This is a genomic window from Rhodococcus oryzae (genome assembly GCF_005049235.1).
GTDB classification, from domain to species: domain Bacteria; phylum Actinomycetota; class Actinomycetes; order Mycobacteriales; family Mycobacteriaceae; genus Rhodococcus_G; species Rhodococcus_G oryzae.
The window spans coordinates 43,514-59,326 of record NZ_SUMD01000004.1; the positions used below are offsets into that span (position 1 = coordinate 43,514).

The following is a 15,813-nucleotide window of genomic DNA, read 5'->3' on the forward strand; positions in this document are numbered from 1 at the left end:
GTCAGTCCTTCGCCAGGAAGGCGTGCAGCTTGGCCACCGCGTGATCGATGGTGAAGCTGGCCGGCTCCTGCCGCGGCGGGAACTCCTTGAAGGTCTCGAGGAATTGACTGGTGATGAACGTGCCGTAGATGGCTATGTAATCGTGGTCGAGGAACCAGTCCCAGTAGGTGTTCGAGGTGATGTCGGCGCGCTCGAACGGGTCGGTGCGCAGATTGAACACCTTCGGTACCCGCAGGGCTGTGAACGGCTCCGCCCACAGCCCGAGGGTGCCCTGTGCCCGTTGTTCCATGAACACGATCTTCCAGTTGTCGAACCGGATGCCCAGTACGTCGCAGTCGTCGGAGAAGTAGATCAGCCCACGGCGCGGGGACGTCTCGACCTCGCCGGTGAGGTACGGGAGCAGGTTGTAGCCGTCGATGTGCACCTTGAACGTTTTGTCGCCGACGGCATGCCCCACCTTCAGCTGGTCGACGATCTCGGGTGCGCCCGCGGCGGCGAGGAAGGTCGGCAGCCAGTCGTGGTGCTGCACGATCTCGTTGGACACCACGCCTGCGGGGATCTTGCCCGGCCAGCGGATCACCTCGGGGATGCGGAAGGCGCCCTCCCAGTTGGTGTCCTTCTCGCTGCGGAACGGCGTGGTCGCGCCGTCCGGCCAGGTGTTCGCATGGGGACCGTTGTCGGTGCTGTAGATGACGATGGTGTCCTCGGCGAGGCCCAGTTCGTCGACCGCGTCCAGCAGCCTGCCGACGTGCTTGTCGTGATCGACCATGGTGTCGTGGTAGGGCGACTGCCAGTGCCCGGCCTGCCCCAGACTCTCCGGTTTCGTGTGGGTCCGCAGGTGCATGTGTGTGGTGTTCATCCACACGAAGAACGGTGTCTCCGACTCCTTCTGCCTCGTGATGAAGTCGATTGCCGCGGAGACCGTCTCGTCGTCGATGGTCTCCATCCGCTTCTTGCTCAGCGGCCCGGTGTCCTCGATGCGCTGCTTCCCGACCGGCCCGTAGCGCTGATCGACCTCGCCCGCGTCCTCTTCGGTGGCCCAGCAGTGCAGGACACCGCGCGGCATCATCACCTCGTGGAGTTTGGGGTAGTCCTGTGCGCTGGGGTAATCGGCGAGCTCGGGCTCCTCTTCGGCATTGAGGTGGTAGAGATTGCCGAAGAACTCGTCGAACCCGTGCACGGTCGGCAGGTACTTGTTGAGGTCACCGAGGTGGTTCTTCCCGAACTGCCCGGTTGCGTATCCGAGCGGCTTGAGCAGCTCGGCGATGGTGGGGTCCTCGCCCGACAACCCGATGTCGACTCCCGGGATGCCCACCTTGCTCATGCCGGTGCGGTACACGCTCTGACCGGTGATGAACGAGGCGCGGCCGGCCGTGCAACTCTGCTCGCCGTAGGAGTCGGTGAACTTCATGCCCTCGTCGGCGAGGCGGTCGATGTTCGGTGTCCGGTACCCCATCAGCCCTTCGCTGTAGCAGCTGAGATTGGTGATGCCAATGTCGTCGCCCCAGATCACCAGGATGTTGGGTTTGGTGTCCGCCATCGTTCGCTCCTCGCGTGTGCGGTCGGGTGCAAAAATCGCAGTTCCGACGCTGCTAGGGTCGCCTGCGGTGCACATCACCCGCATCGGGTGAGAGTCGCCGTCGAGTTCGGTCCGTGGTGAGGATGTACGCACTGATCAGTACGACCCAGGCCGGGAACATCAGCGTCACCCACAGGCTGAAACTGACGACGACCAGCAGGCTGAGCGCCAGTACGTAGGTGACGATCGCCAGCGCTCGCGGCATCAGACCGGTGCGCAGCCAGATGGTTCCCAGCGAGATCATGAACACCGCGGCAAGCCGGACCTCGTAGACGTTGTTGATGTGCAGCATCACCTCGCGACCGAAGAACATCAGCTCGGCTTCCGGAGCCTTCGATTGCCGGGAGACGGCGAGCAGGCCACCGGCCAGCGCCATCGATACGCACATCATCGCGAGGAGCAGCAGCCCGCTGCCCAGGAAGACCGTCGCGAAGAAGCGGTCCTCGAGCACGCCGAACCGGTCGCGGATGACGCCGATGAACCACAGGAAGGCGATGCCCGCGAAGGGGGCCAGCACCAGGGCGATGGTGATCTGGGTTTGGCCGCGTAGCCAGGGCGACCCGGCGGCGGCAGGCAGCGAGGTGCGCAAGAGCACGATGCTGGTCGCGAACAGGACGCCGAATACGATCCCGGCGACCGCCGCGGCGCGCGGCGTGCGCAGCTTCCGGAACTCGGCCTCTCCCAGCGTGCCGGCCATGGGATCAATCTTCGCCGAAGTCCGGCCGCAGGACCAGCAGTCCGCGCGAACGATCAGCGCAGGGTGCGCGCCAGGTTGTCGGCGAGACCGGCGAAGGTGATCTCGTCCGAGCGGTAACAGACGTAGCCGTCCGGGCGGACGAGGAACCCGGTTCGGTCACCTGCGCTGTATCCGGCGGCGAACCTGCCGTCGGCGTCGCGCAGGACGATCCCCGAGACGGTGGGCAGGTCGACATCCCGGGCGACGATGACATGGCTGCGCACCGCGAGGCCGAAGCCGTCGGTCACCTCGGCGGCGAGCGCGTGCTGCATCTCGGCGTCCCTGGCATCGGAGGCCCACAGCAGCAAAGTGTGGCCGGTATGACGGAACAATTCGTGCAAGCGGATCGGGAACACGACGCTGTCCTGGCGCAGGTCCGCGGCATCGGGTGCGCGCTCGCCTGGCCGGGGGACCGCGTCGACCGCTCCGGCCCCGGCGCCGACCAGCGGGCTCGAGGGGTAACCGACGAGCAGCTGTGCCTCCCGCATGATCGCCTCATCGGGGTCGGCCATGTCCGCGCCGATGCCCTCCCTTGCGCTCTTGACGGTGCGCCCCACCACCTCCTCGCCGACCGGGTGTCGCTCCTCGTGATAGCTGTCGAGCAGCAGTGGTGCCGCCGAACCGGTGACGGCCAGCGCCAGCTTCCAGCCGAGGTTGTACGCGTCCTGGACGCCGGTGTTCATGCCCTGCGCGCCGGTGGGCGGGTGGATGTGCGCGGCGTCGCCCGCCAGGAACACCCGGCCGATGCCGTACCGGCCCGCCAGCCGGTGGCTGATCCGGAAGACGGAGGACCACCGCAGACTGCTCGCGGTCGTCGGCTGGGGCGAGAGCCGGTCCAGCACGGCCTGCACGTGTCGCAGCTCGGGCCGACGCCCGCCCTCGAGGCCATGTGCGACCTCGCCGGAACCCGGAGGCGCAGTGGCGAGTTCGTCGGGAACGAGCATCGAGATCCGGTAGCGCTTGTGCCCGGGCAGGGGGATGCAGACCAGCAGGTCGTCGGTGACGCCGTCGGTCTGATGCGTGGCCCGGACGCCGTACCCGGCTGGCATCGTCCAGTCCACCTCGACGTCCGCGAGCATGTACTCCTCGGCGAAGGCGCCTCCCTCGAAGGAGATTCCCAACCCCTTGCGGACCAGGCTGTGTGCACCGTCGCAGCCGACCAGGTATTGCGACTCGACCGTGAACTCCCCGAACCCGTCGCGGACGGTCGCGTGGACTCCGGCCGGATCCTGTTCGAACCCGGTGAGTTCGGTGCCCCTGGTGACCTGGCCGCCCAGACCATCCAGCGCCTCGGCGAGGACCCGCTCGGTCTCGCACTGGGGGAGCGCGAGGAACCCGTACGGGATCTCCGCGGGCAGGGTGAGGTCGAGCTGGGCGACCTTCGCGCCGTTGACGTAGACGAGCTGACCGCGCATCGTGGTCGCCGCGTCGAGCGCGGGCCGGGCCACTCCCATCGCATCCCATACCTCGACGGTGCGCGGCTGGATGCCGACGGCCTTCGCATAGGGCGCTCGCTCGGTGAGACGGTCTACGACGATGACGTCGACACCGCGCCTGCGCAGCTCCACCGCCAGGGTCAACCCGACCGGGCCCGCCCCCACGATCAGCACATCGGTCGTCACCGGTGCCACCTGCGGTTCGACTGCCGAGGTCATCCCTGGATTCTGTCAGAGCCCGCCGAGCCGGGTGAGCAATTCGATCGCGCCGTCCGCGGTGGCCAAGAGCGCCTCCATTTCTGCGCTCGCGGCGGGTGCGGTCTGCGGATTCTGCAGGGCGAAACCGTTGGCGAGGGTGAGGGTGTTGTAGCCGCTGTCGGCGGCGCGCAGCAACAGTTCGGAGGCCACGCCCTCGCCCGCGATCCGGTCGAGACCCTCGCCGAGGAAGTAGAACCGCCACAGGGGTCCCAGATCGGCGCCGTACACGGACTTCGTCCTGGTGACGATGGCGTCGCCGTCGGTCGCGATGGAGTCGACGATCTTGTAGTAGTCGGCCACGTTCCGCTCGGTGGTGCCGGTTGCGGCGACGGCCCGCGCGAGGTCGACCGTCAGGTGCGCGTTGTAACCGATCATGGCGACCCGAGCGGGGGACAGGATGCAGTCCCTGCTCAGTGCGAAGTAGCGCTGCCACGCGGGTTCGATTGGGGCGCCGGTGAACTCGGCGTGGACGTTGTCCAGGTAGCGGCGCAGCAGATCGGTGCTGATCGCGTGGGCCCACTCGGGGGTGACGAAGGCGGCCGGGTCGCGCTGCAGCGGCATCACGGCCCGTCGCACGACGGCGTCGAGTCCGATGCCGAACAGTCCGCGCCGGTCGCCGTGCGAGACCAGGATGTCGGAGATCCGTTGCTGGCGGACCACCTCCTCCTCGAGCCGCTCCATCGACGAGGTCGCCGTGATCGTGGTGGTGTCGGACAGCGCGGCGACGGTGCCGGCCTCGGCGGAGGACAGCGGCGAACCGCAGGCCGAGGCGGTCGCGGGATCGGCGGCCGCGGGCTGGGTGAGGGTGAGCGAGGCGAGGAGCGCGATGGACGAGAGGGTGGCGAGGCGGGAGACGGACGTGCAGGAGGTGGTCCGGCGCGGGCTCATCGCCGGAGTGTAACGACCGCGGTGCGGTGATGTCGGTTGCCTGCGAGCGCACTTGACAGCACCTAGAACACGTGTTCGACTCTGTATATGCGATGGCAGGGGCAGGCTCTCGACGCCGACGACGGCGCCCTTCCCGGACTCGCCCGTGCCGGGCTCGTCCGCACTGTACAGACGCCCGAGTTCGAGGGCATCACCTTCCACGAGGTGCTCTGCAAGTCCGCGCTGAACAAGATGCCCGACGAGTCCACACTGCCATTTCGCTTCACCGTCAATGCGTTTCGCGGCTGCTCCCACGCGTGCCGATACTGCTTCGCCAGGCCGACCCACGAGTACCTCGACCTGGACGCGGGCCGGGATTTCGACAGCCAGGTCGTGGTGAAGACCAACGTGGCCGCCGTGCTGAGGCGCGAGTTGGCCCGTCGGTCGTGGAAGCGCGAGCACGTCGCGCTCGGCACCAACACGGATCCCTACCAGCGGGCGGAGGGGCGCTATCGGCTGATGCCGGGGATCATCGGGGCGCTCGCGGAGTCGGGCACTCCCTTCTCGATCCTCACCAAGGGCACCCTCCTGCGCCGGGACCTGCCCCTGCTCACGCTTGCGGCGCGGCAGGTCCCGGTGGGGATCGGGGTCTCGCTCGCGATCGGGGACCCGGACCTGCAGAAGGCCATCGAACCGGGCACGCCGTCGCCGAAGGCCCGGCTGGAGCTCATCAGGGCGATCACCGACGCCGGATTCGACTGCAACGTGATGGTCGCGCCGGTGATCCCGTACCTGACCGACTCGACGCGGCACCTGGACGAGTTGCTGGGGGCGATCGCAGACGCGGGCGCGACCGGGGTCACGGTGTTTCCGATGCACCTGCGGGGGAGTACCAGGGGGTGGTTCCTGAACTGGCTGGCCGAGGAGCATCCCGCGCTGATCCGTCGGTACCGGCAGCTCTACGGTCGCGGCGCCTATGTGACCCCGGAATACAAGCTGTGGCTGCGTGGCCGGGTCGCGCCGCTGGTCGAGAAGTACGGACTCGGTGGTGATTCGGGCCATCGGCAGGAGGCCGCGCCGGCACCCGTGCGCGAGCTGGTCGGGGCGGGCGCTGCGCCTGCACTGACGCTGTTCTGAGGCAACGCCGAAACCTATAGTTGAAGCAGGGAAATACTCCTGCTTCAAAGGTCGGCATATGTCCGGGTGCGCTCGCTCGGGATGGGTTCGCGGGGCGATGGGCGGCGCGCTCGCGGTAGCGATCTGCGCGGGCCTGTCCTCCGGTGAGACAGCAGCGCCCGGGTGGTCGGCCGCGCCGGCTTTCCAGTCGTCGCGATCCGAGGGCGACGGCCTGTGCGACCCGCTCCCCGATGCGCTCGCGACCGCGGTCGAGGAGGCGGCGGCGGACGGTGACGTCGTCGGTATCGCCTACCTGGACCGAGAGACCGACGCCTACCTCGGCGCGGGCGACACGGCCGTGAGATTCCCGGCGGCGTCCCTGGCGAAGCTGTTCATCGCCGACGACTACCTCCATCGCAGCGCGGCAACTCCGGCGGCGATCGACGGCGAGATGCTGGCGGGGGTCGTATCCATGCTGGCCACCTCCGATGACGGCGCGGCCGAGCTGCTGTGGACGCTCGGCGGCGGCTCGGCCGTCGTCGAACGCGTAGCCGATCGGTACGCGCTCTCCGCGACCTCGGCGGACGGTGCCTGGTGGGACACCAGCGTCACGGCCGCCGATATCGCCCGGTACTACGACGGCCTGCTCTCCGGGCGCGGCGGCCTCACCGAGTCCGCGCGGCAGATCATGATCGCCGGGCTCCAGGCGGCCGCGCCCGTGGCCGCCGACGGATTCGACCAGGACTTCGGGGTCCGGGCGACGCTGGAGCGGTGGGGTGGACCCGGGATCAAACAGGGCTGGATGACGACGGGGGACAGGACGATCCGGCATTCGACGGGGTTCGGGGGACGCGACCACCGGTATGTCCTTGTCGAGCTCGCGGCCCTCGACTCCGGGTCGCCGTCCGTCGCCGACGACATCGTCAACGCCGACGCGAGTGCCAGGGCCACCGCGATCGTCGAGGCCGCGATGGCCGAGGACATCACCGAGGCCACCGCCTGCGTCAGCACGCCATGACGGCCGGTTTGGTGCCCGCGCCGGAGCGGTCGGCGAGTACATTTCCGCTGTAGCGGCACGACCATCCGACCACGGAGTGTGCGATGACCGACGACAGCGAACCGAACGCACGGCAGGCGCCCGAACCCGTGGCCGATGCGGGCACAGCCAGCTATCGCCGATGGCTGCGGACCGCGATCCTCTACGTCCTCCTCGCCGTCGCGGGCTACCAGGTATTCGGCTGGCTGCTGCACAATCTGCGCGGTTTCCTCGGCATGCTGTTCCTGGCATGGCTCTTCAGCGTCACCATCGAACCGGTTGTCGACTGGTTCGAACGTCGTGGATGGCGTCGCGGGGCGGGCACGGGACTGGTACTCGTCTCCCTGCTGCTGTTCGCGATCGGGTTCCTCGCGGTATTCGGTGCGCTGCTCGCCGAGCAACTGGCCCAGCTGCTCACCGCGCTGCCGGGGGCCCTCTCGCGGCTGACCGAGTGGTCGAACCGGACCTTCGACACCAACTTCTCGACCGGCGACGACCTGCTCAAACTCACCCCGGACACCATTCGCGAACTGGCGCAACGCTTCACGCCTGGGGTGCTCGGAGTCGTGTCGTCCCTGCTCGGGGTCGTGTTCCAGGCCATGACACTGCTGTTGTTCGTCTTCTACATGTCGGCGCAGGGCCCGGCGCTGCGCCGGACGATCTCGAGCTGGTTCCCGGCGCGGCAGCAGCAGGTCATCTCCACCGTGTGGGAGATCTCGGTCGACAAGGCCGGCGGCTACGTGGTGTCCCGATTGATCCTGGCGGCTGTGAGCACCGTCGCCACCGGCATCTTCCTGATGGCGATCGGGGTGCCGTACTGGCTGCCGCTGGCGATATGGACCGGAGTGGTCTCGCAGTTCATCCCCACCCTCGGCACCTACCTGGCGATCGCGCTGCCCGCGATCATCGCCGCCGCGGCGCAGCCGATGGACGGGGTGTGGGTGGTGGTCTTCGGGACGGCATACCAGCAGGTCGAGAACTACCTGCTACACCCGCGCATCACGTCCAAGACCGTGTCGATCCACCCGGCCGTTGCCTTCGGCTCGGTGATCGTCGGGGCATCGCTGTTCGGGGCGATCGGGGCTCTGGTGTCCGTACCGGTCGTCGCGGTGATCCAGTCGCTGGTCGATACCTATGGTCGCCGTTATGAACTGGTCCACGATCTACGGACCGAGCCCGAGGTGCCCGTCGCGGAGTAGCGGGGTGGGCACCTCGGACCTGTCAGGGGTCAGCGCTGGGCGTTCAGCCCGGCGGGGCTGTCCAGGTCGCGGGCCGCGTAGGTGTTGCAGGCGCTGACCTGGCCGGTCTTGTAGCCGGTGGCGAACCACTTCTGCCGTTGCGACGAGGAGCCGTGCGTCCAGCCCTCCGGGTTCACCCGGCCGCTGGATGCCTGCTGGATCCGGTCGTCGCCCACCGAGGAGGCGGCGGACAGGGCGTCCCGGATGTCGTTCTCGCTCAGCGTCTTGAGGAACGGTGCACCGCCACCGGGGGCCGGCTTGGTGTCCGCGTAGTGCGCCCAGACGCCCGCGTAGCAGTCGGCCTGCAGCTCCGTCCGCACGGCTCCGGACTCGGCGCCCTTCGGGTCCGCCTGCGCCCGGCCGATGTCGCCGAGCTGATTCTGGATGTGGTGACCGATCTCGTGCGCGACCACATACTCCTGCGCGAGCGGGCCTGCGCTCGAACCGAACTGGTCCACCAGGAGCTGGAAGAAGCTGGTGTCGAAGTATGCCGTGGAGTCGGCCGGGCAGTAGAACGGGCCCACGTCGCTGGTGGCATTGCCGCAGCCGGTGTTCACCGCGCCGGAGAAGAGCATGACGCCGGGCTGGACGTAGCGGACACCGGTCTGCTTCTGCAGTTCCTCACCCCACACCGAGTCGAGGCTCGCGGTGGTGAATGCGACCCGGCAGTTCACGTCGCGGTTGGCGTCCGCTCCGGTCTGACAGTTCTCCAGCTCCGTGATCGAGCCGGTACCCAGCTGCGCGGAGTCGGAGGCGCCGGTCAGTCCGCCGAGCAGCGAGCCCGGGTTGCCGCCGAGCAACAGGGCCAAGACGAGCACCACCAGTCCGCCGAGGCCGCCACCGAGCGCGGCCTTGCCGCCCCGACCGCCTCCGCCGCGGTGGCTGCCGCCGACCGTCACGCGGCCCGAGTCCATCCGCGCACCCTCGTTGAAGGTCATCGTCATCGCTTTCGTTCGAAGTCGAGGAACTGCGGATACAGCTTTACACGCGATCGCGTGCAAAGTTCCGACTGCGCGGTTATGTCTTCTGAGTGTCTCTCCGTAGGATCGCACCAACTGAGAAGTCGCTGGATAACTGTGGAAGGAACCCCGTGCTGCGCACCCACCTCGCCGGCTCGCTGCGAGCCGAGCACGCCGCTCAAACCGTCACCCTCACCGGATGGGTTGCCAGGCGTCGCGATCACGGCGGAGTGATCTTCATCGATCTGCGCGACGCCTCCGGGGTCTCCCAGGTGGTCTTCCGTGAGGGCGAGGTCGCCGAGCAGGCCCATCGCCTGCGCGCCGAGTACTGCGTCAAGATCACCGGCAGCGTCGAGGTCCGGCCGGAGGGCAACCAGAACTTCGAGATCCCGACCGGCGCGATCGAGGTCAACGCATCCGTCCTCGAGGTGCTCAACGAGAGTGCCCCGCTGCCGTTCCAGCTCGACGACCAGGTCGGCGAGGAGGCGCGTCTCAAGCACCGCTATCTCGACCTGCGTCGCGAGGGTCCGGGCCAGGCGATCCGGCTGCGCTCCAAGGTGAACGCGGCGGCCCGCGAGGTGCTGGCGCACCACGAGTTCGTCGAGGTCGAGACCCCCACCCTGACCCGGTCCACCCCCGAGGGTGCCCGCGACTTCCTGGTGCCCGCGCGCCTGCAGCCCGGCAGCTTCTACGCGCTGCCGCAGAGCCCGCAGCTGTTCAAGCAGCTGCTGATGGTCGGCGGCATCGAGCGCTACTACCAGATCGCGCGCTGCTACCGGGACGAGGATTTCCGTGCCGACCGGCAGCCGGAGTTCACCCAGCTCGACATCGAGATGAGCTTCGTCGAGCAGGACGACGTCATCCACCTCGCCGAAGAAATCCTCACCAACGTGTGGAAGCTGATCGGCCACCAGATCACCACCCCGATCCAGCGGATGACCTACGCGGAGGCGATGCGCCGATTCGGCTCCGACAAGCCGGACCTGCGTTTCGGGCTCGAGCTCGTCGAGTGCATGGAGTTCTTCAAGGACACCACCTTCCGGGTCTTCCAGGCCGAGTACGTGGGCGCCGTCGTGATGCCGGGAGGCGCCAGTCAGCCGAGGCGTCAGCTCGACGGCTGGCAGGAGTGGGCGAAGCAGCGCGGCGCCAAGGGACTGGCGTACGTACTCATCGGTGAGGACGGGGAACTGACCGGTCCGGTCGCCAAGAACCTGACCGACGCCGAGCGCGAGGGCCTCGCCGCGCATGTCGGTGCCAAGCCGGGTGACTGCATCTTCTTCGCGGCGGGCCCGACGAAGCAGATGCGCGCCCTGCTGGGCGCCGCTCGCGGTGAGATCGCGCGCAAGCAGGACCTCATCGATCCGAACGCGTGGGCCTTCCTGTGGGTCGTCGACGCGCCGATGTTCGAGCCGACCGCCGACGCCACCGCGAGCGGTGACGTCGCACTCGGCTACAGCGCGTGGACCGCCGTGCACCACGCCTTCACCTCGCCCAAGCCCGAGTCGATGGACACCTTCGACACCGATCCCGGTAAGGCGCTGGCCTACGCGTACGACATCGTCTGCAACGGCAACGAGATCGGTGGCGGCAGTATTCGTATCCACCGCAAGGACATTCAGGAACGCGTCTTCAAGGTGATGGGGATCGACCACGAGGAGGCGGAGGACAAGTTCGGCTTCCTCATCGACGCCTTCTCCTACGGTGCGCCCCCGCACGGCGGCATCGCGTTCGGCTGGGATCGCATCACCGCGCTGCTCGCCGGGATGGACTCGATCCGCGAGGTCATCGCCTTCCCGAAGTCGGGCGGCGGAGTCGACCCCCTCACCGACGCGCCCGCGCCGATCACCCCGCTGCAGCGCAAGGAGTCGGGCATCGACGCCAAGCCGGAGCCCAAGGGCGCGTCGGAGACGGAAACGCCGGCCTCCTGACCGGACACGGCAAGGACTCCAGCGGTTCGGGGGCGATCGCCCTCGGACCGCTGGAGCCGTCATGGCGGATGTCGGCTCGCTGCCTCTATCAATTTTTCGTACGGATCGGTCTGTTTCTGCAGGTCCGCATGGCGGGTCCATCGGGAACCGACCGGACGGGCGACAGAGGGGGCCCGCGTCGGGGCCCGGGCGGGTAGGTTGGACGGCGATGACCGCACTATTGGCCGACCCCGTTTCAGAGGTAGTCGCAGCAGCCGAGCAGCTGCTGGAGCGACGTACCGGAGCTCCGGTCACCCTTGTTGACCCCATCGATCTGGGCGGCAGCGGCCGCACGGTCGTGTTGCGCGTCCGCTGCGCCGAGAATCCCTTCTCGCTGCCACGCACATTGGTGATCAAGCAGGTCCGTGAGCTGTCCCCAGAGGCCGAGGCCAGGCGCATCGCCGCCTACGCCGCGCTGCCCGCCGACGAGCCGCGGGTGATGGACACCGCCTTCCTCCGCGAGGCCGTCTCGTACCAGTTCGCGACCGCGCTGGCGACCGACAGCAGGCCGGGCCCGGAACTGATCGCCTACGACCTCGACGCTCGACTGCTGGTGCTCACCGATCTCGGTGACGCCACCCCGATCGCCGAACTTCTCCAGCAGGCCGACGAGGCGGCGGTCACCAACTCGCTGATGGCACTGGCTCAGGCGATCGGCCGGATGCACGCCGCGACCGTAGGGCGCGAGGAGGACTTCACCGCGCTGCTGCGCCGCGCCGACGTGCCGCACTTCGGCAACAGCATCTCCGAGCAGGTGGTCGCGTCCGCCCCGAAGGTGCCCGCGTTGCTGCGCCGCGAGCTCGGCATCGAGGTCGGCCAGGACATCGTCGATCGCGTCACGAAGGCCGCGCGTCTCTTCGACGGCGGCCGCTACCGCGCTTTCAGCCCGTCGGACCTCTGCCCGGACAACATCATCGTCAACGATGCCGGGGTGCGCTTCCTGGACTACGAGTGGGGCGGGTTCCGCGACGCGACGCTCGACATCGCCTACGCCCTCGTGTCGTTTCCCGGCTGCCTGTGCGGGGTCGAGCTGTCGCCGGAGCGCTCGGCGGCGATGGCCGAGGCCTGGCGCGCCGAGGTGGTCGGCATGTGGCCGCAGCTGTCCGACGACGAGGTGCTCTGTGCCAGGATGCTCGAGGCCCAGCTGATCTGGGTCTGGCTCTCGACCTACTGGTTCCTGCCCGATGACCACGAGCGGATCGCTGCCGCCCGCGAGCATCACCTGTCGTTGCCGCGATCGAAGGCGCTGATCGCGCGGTGGAACACACTCGCGTCCTGCGCCGACCACGCCGGGGCCCCCGACGTGGCCGCGCATGCCCGCGAGGTCGCGGAGCGGCTCGCGACGTACTGGACGTAGGGACGTCAGTCGCGAGGAGGGCCGATGAGCTCGGCGCTGGTCGTCGGCAGCGGACCCAACGGGCTCGCCGCCGCCGTGCACCTCGCGCGGAACGGCGTCGAGGTGCGGGTGCTCGAGGCGGCCGACACGATCGGCGGTGGTACCCGCTCCGGTGAGTTGACAGTTCCCGGTCTGATCCATGATCACTGTTCGGCGTTCCACCCGATGGGCATCGGCTCTCCGTACCTGGCCACGCTCGGCCTCGAGAAGTACGGCCTGACCTGGCGATGGGCCGAGATCGACTGCGCCCATCCCCTCGACAGTGGCGATGCGGGCGCCCTGCACCGTTCGATCGAGGACACCGCAGCGGGGCTCGGTGTCGACGGGCAACGCTGGCGCCGGATGTTCGGTGACCTGGCGGACGGGTTCGACGCCCTCGCCGAGGACCTGATGCGCCCGGTGCTCGCCTTCCCGCGCCACCCGGTCCGCCTCGCGGCCTTCGGGCCGCGAGCGTTGCTCCCCGCCACCGTCACCGCACGGTGGTGGCGAACGGAGAAGGCGCGCGCGCTGTTCGGTGGCCTCGCTGCGCACGCGTACTGCCGGCTCGACCGGCCGGCCACCTCCGCGGTGGGACTGATGATCACCGCCGCCGGACACCGCTATGGCTGGCCGGTGGCCGAGGGTGGATCGCGGTCGATCACCGATGCGCTCGCGGCGATGCTCGTCGAGCACGGCGGCACCATCGAGACCGGCGTGCGCGTGCGCACCTCGGCCGACATCCCGCCCGCGGACGTGGTGCTGCTCGACGTCGCGCCCGCAGGCGCCGTCCGGATTCTGAGGGACCGGCTCCCTGCGCGGGTGGCGCGCGCCTACGCGCGGTACCGCCCGGCGCCGGGTGCGTACAAGGTCGACTTCGCGATCGACGGCCACGTGCCGTGGACGAACCCCGACTGCCGCAGAGCCGGAACTGTCCACCTCGGTGGCGACTTCGCCGAGATCGCGGCCAGTGAGCGTCTGGTCGGTGCGGGAGTGATGCCGCGGCGCCCGTTCGTCCTCATCGGGCAGCAGTACCTCGCGGACCCGACGCGATCACGGGGCGATGTGCATCCCCTGTACGCGTATGCCCATGTCCCGCACGGATACCCGGGTGATGCGACGGAGGCGGTGATCGCGCAGATCGAGCGTTTCGCACCCGGATTCCGCGACCGGATCATCGCGACCGATGTCGCCGGGCCCGCCCGGCTGGCCGAGGACAATCCGAACCAGGCGGGGGGCGACATCATCGGCGGCGCGAACAGCGGACCCCAGGTGGTCTTTCGGCCGCGGACGGCGCGTGACCCGTACGACACCGGCGTCGAGGGGACCTTCCTCTGTTCCGCCTCAACCCCGCCCGGCGCGGGCGCACACGGGATGTCCGGGTACAACGCGGCCCGGTCCGCCCTGCGTCATCTGCGCAGGGCGGACCGGGAGAGGCGGTGACGCGGACTCAGCGCCGCCTGGCGCTCACGCGCCGGGTCGGTATGCGGCGGGGTCGAGCGGTGCGCCGACCGGGAACGTGCGCTGGGCGCCGTCCGCCACCCGGTAGCTCGCGGCGTGGTGGACCGCCGCGTTGGGGTCGGCCGGGTCGCTGATGTAGAACCAGTCCATCTGCGAACCGGCGGTGGCGATCTCGAACACGCCGTATCCGTGGGAGTCGAGTTCGACGTACCGCACGTGCCGGTTGACCGCCTTGAACCCCTCCTCCGCCGCGACAGAGACGGACCGCGGTGGCGCCCCCAGCTTCTCGTCGATGTTCGGGGAGGTCACCGACGGCACCACGAACTCGGTGCCGACCGTGGGGCCGGCCGGGTAGTTCGCGGCGTCGATCGGCAGGTCGCAGGCCCAGGACGTGTGGATGTCGCCCGTCAGGAAGACCGTGTTGTCGACACCCGCCGCGGTGATCGCATCGAACAACCGGCGGCGGTCGGCGGAGTAGCCGTCCCACTGGTCGGTGTTGTACGGAATCCCGGCATCGGGGACTCCGATCATGTCGGTGAGGGCCGCGGTGGTCTTGGTGTCCAGGGGCGGGAACACGCAGGGCGCGATCATCACCGGGTTGCCGACGATCTTCCATCGGGCAGGCGAGGACACGATGCCTTTGGTCAGCCAGTCCATCTGGGCGCCGCCAGCGATGGTCCGGTCGGGCGAGTCCACCTGGCGCCAGCCGGCCCCCGACGCGGCAGGCTCGTCGCGGTAGGTGCGCAGATCGAGCATGGAGATCTCAGCGAGGTTGCCGAACTGGAAGCGCCGGTACAGCGTGATCTCGGTGGAGGATCCGGTGACCCGCACAGGCATCCACTCGAAGTAGGCGCGGGTGGAACTGGCCTTGCGGGTGGCCCAGTCGCCCTCGGTGGCGGGGTTGTGGTTCTCCGCGCCGCCGTCGAAGGAGTTGTCCGCGGACTCGTGGTCGTCCCAGGTCGCGATGAACGGCAGTCGCGCGTGCAGGTCCATCAGATCCGGGTCGGTCTTGTACTGGGCGTGCCGGATCCGGTAATCGGCGAGCGAGACGATCTCATGGGCCGGGTCGTGCGGCCGGACGGCTCCGTTGCGCCCCCCGTACTCACCGCGGCCGTACTCGTAGATGTAATCGCCGAGATGCAGGATCGCGTCAAGATCCTCGCGCTGCGCGAGGTGGCGGTACACGGAGAAGTAGCCGGCCTCCCAGTTCGAGCAGGACACCACGCCGAAGCGCAGCCGTGCCAGATCCGCGTCGTTTGCCGGTGCGGTCCTGGTGCGCCCGACGGGGGAGACCTGCCCGGCGACCGCGCCGCCGCGGGCGGTGAAGCGGTAGTGGTAGGAGGTGGCGGGCTTCAGGCCGGTGACGTCGACCTTGGCGGTGTGGTCGGTGTCGGCGTTCGCCGTCACGGTGCCGCTGCGCACGATGGTGGCGAAGCCGGGGTCGGTCGCGACCTGCCATTCCAGCGAGATCGATGCTCCCACACCGGATCCGGGCTGCGCGTCGGGGGACGGGGTGACGCGGGTCCAGATTATGACCCGGTCGGGGAGCGGGTCGCCGGAGGCGATGCCGTGCGCGAAGCCGACTGCGGGCGCGCCCGGCGCGGCGGCGGCGGTGCCCGCGGCCACAACGGTGATGCCCACACCCGCGAGGGCGGCCGAGCTCTTCAGCAGGGTGCGCCTGCTCACGCTCGGCATGGTGGTGTGGTCGGGAAGGCAGTTGTCAGACACCCGAGCATCACAGCCGAACATGGACGCGTGTTCAAACTGCAACGGGGTCGATCGCCCAAT

The 15,813-nt window shown here is 68.9% G+C and carries 12 protein-coding genes; 6 read left to right on the forward strand and 6 right to left on the reverse strand.

Going from position 1 to position 15,813, the window contains the following annotated elements; all coding sequences use genetic code 11:
• Position 1: 1 nt before the first annotated feature.
• The 4 genes from FCG67_RS09240 to FCG67_RS09255 are packed head-to-tail and all read right to left on the reverse strand — an operon-like array spanning position 2 to position 4,897.
• Positions 2–1,540, reverse strand: coding sequence for an arylsulfatase (locus tag FCG67_RS09240; protein WP_136909175.1), 1,539 nt, complete (start codon positions 1,538–1,540; stop codon positions 2–4).
• Between the two features lie 52 nt (positions 1,541–1,592).
• Positions 1,593–2,276, reverse strand: a complete 684-nt coding sequence (locus FCG67_RS09245) for a hypothetical protein (protein ID WP_136909177.1) — start codon at positions 2,274–2,276, stop codon at positions 1,593–1,595.
• 53 nt (positions 2,277–2,329) lie between these two features.
• Entirely contained in the window at positions 2,330–3,970 is a 1,641-nt protein-coding gene (locus tag FCG67_RS09250; RefSeq protein WP_136909179.1) for an FAD-dependent monooxygenase, read from the reverse strand.
• Between the two features lie 12 nt (positions 3,971–3,982).
• Positions 3,983–4,897, reverse strand: a complete 915-nt coding sequence (locus FCG67_RS09255; RefSeq protein ID WP_136909181.1) for a DUF5995 family protein — start codon at positions 4,895–4,897, stop codon at positions 3,983–3,985.
• A gap of 87 nt (positions 4,898–4,984) precedes the next feature.
• Here FCG67_RS09255 and FCG67_RS09260 point away from each other — a divergent pair, with 87 nt between their 5' ends.
• From FCG67_RS09260 to FCG67_RS09270, 3 genes are all read left to right on the forward strand, one after another.
• Positions 4,985–6,013, forward strand: a complete 1,029-nt coding sequence (locus tag FCG67_RS09260) for an Rv2578c family radical SAM protein (RefSeq protein ID WP_136909183.1) — start codon at positions 4,985–4,987, stop codon at positions 6,011–6,013.
• Positions 6,014–6,071: 58 nt separating this feature from the next.
• Positions 6,072–7,010: a serine hydrolase gene (locus FCG67_RS09265; RefSeq protein ID WP_136909185.1), complete on the forward strand. Its 939-nt coding sequence runs from the start codon at positions 6,072–6,074 to the stop codon at positions 7,008–7,010.
• Between the two features lie 83 nt (positions 7,011–7,093).
• A complete protein-coding gene (locus tag FCG67_RS09270) occupies positions 7,094–8,227 on the forward strand; it encodes an AI-2E family transporter (RefSeq protein WP_136909187.1) in 1,134 nt (377 codons plus the stop codon).
• Positions 8,228–8,256: 29 nt separating this feature from the next.
• On the opposite strand, the gene ypfJ is transcribed toward FCG67_RS09270, so the two are convergent.
• Positions 8,257–9,204 carry a KPN_02809 family neutral zinc metallopeptidase gene (ypfJ, locus tag FCG67_RS09275; protein ID WP_136909869.1) on the reverse strand — a complete coding sequence of 316 codons (948 nt, stop codon included), beginning with the start codon at positions 9,202–9,204 and terminating at the stop codon, positions 8,257–8,259.
• 152 nt (positions 9,205–9,356) lie between these two features.
• Here ypfJ and aspS point away from each other — a divergent pair, with 152 nt between their 5' ends.
• The 3 genes from aspS to FCG67_RS09290 all read left to right on the forward strand — a co-directional run bounded on the left by aspS (position 9,357) and on the right by FCG67_RS09290 (position 14,007).
• Entirely contained in the window at positions 9,357–11,153 is a 1,797-nt protein-coding gene (aspS, locus tag FCG67_RS09280; RefSeq protein ID WP_136909189.1) for an aspartate--tRNA ligase, read from the forward strand.
• Between the two features lie 208 nt (positions 11,154–11,361).
• Positions 11,362–12,549: a phosphotransferase family protein gene (locus FCG67_RS09285; protein ID WP_136909191.1), complete on the forward strand. Its 1,188-nt coding sequence runs from the start codon at positions 11,362–11,364 to the stop codon at positions 12,547–12,549.
• Between the two features lie 24 nt (positions 12,550–12,573).
• Positions 12,574–14,007, forward strand: a complete 1,434-nt coding sequence (locus FCG67_RS09290; protein ID WP_136909193.1) for a phytoene desaturase family protein — start codon at positions 12,574–12,576, stop codon at positions 14,005–14,007.
• Positions 14,008–14,031: 24 nt separating this feature from the next.
• Here the strand turns inward: FCG67_RS09290 and FCG67_RS09295 are convergent, their stop codons facing one another.
• On the reverse strand, positions 14,032–15,720 hold the full coding sequence (locus FCG67_RS09295) for an alkaline phosphatase D family protein (RefSeq protein ID WP_136909871.1): 1,689 nt from the start codon (positions 15,718–15,720) through the stop codon (positions 14,032–14,034).
• Positions 15,721–15,813 lie beyond the last annotated feature (93 nt).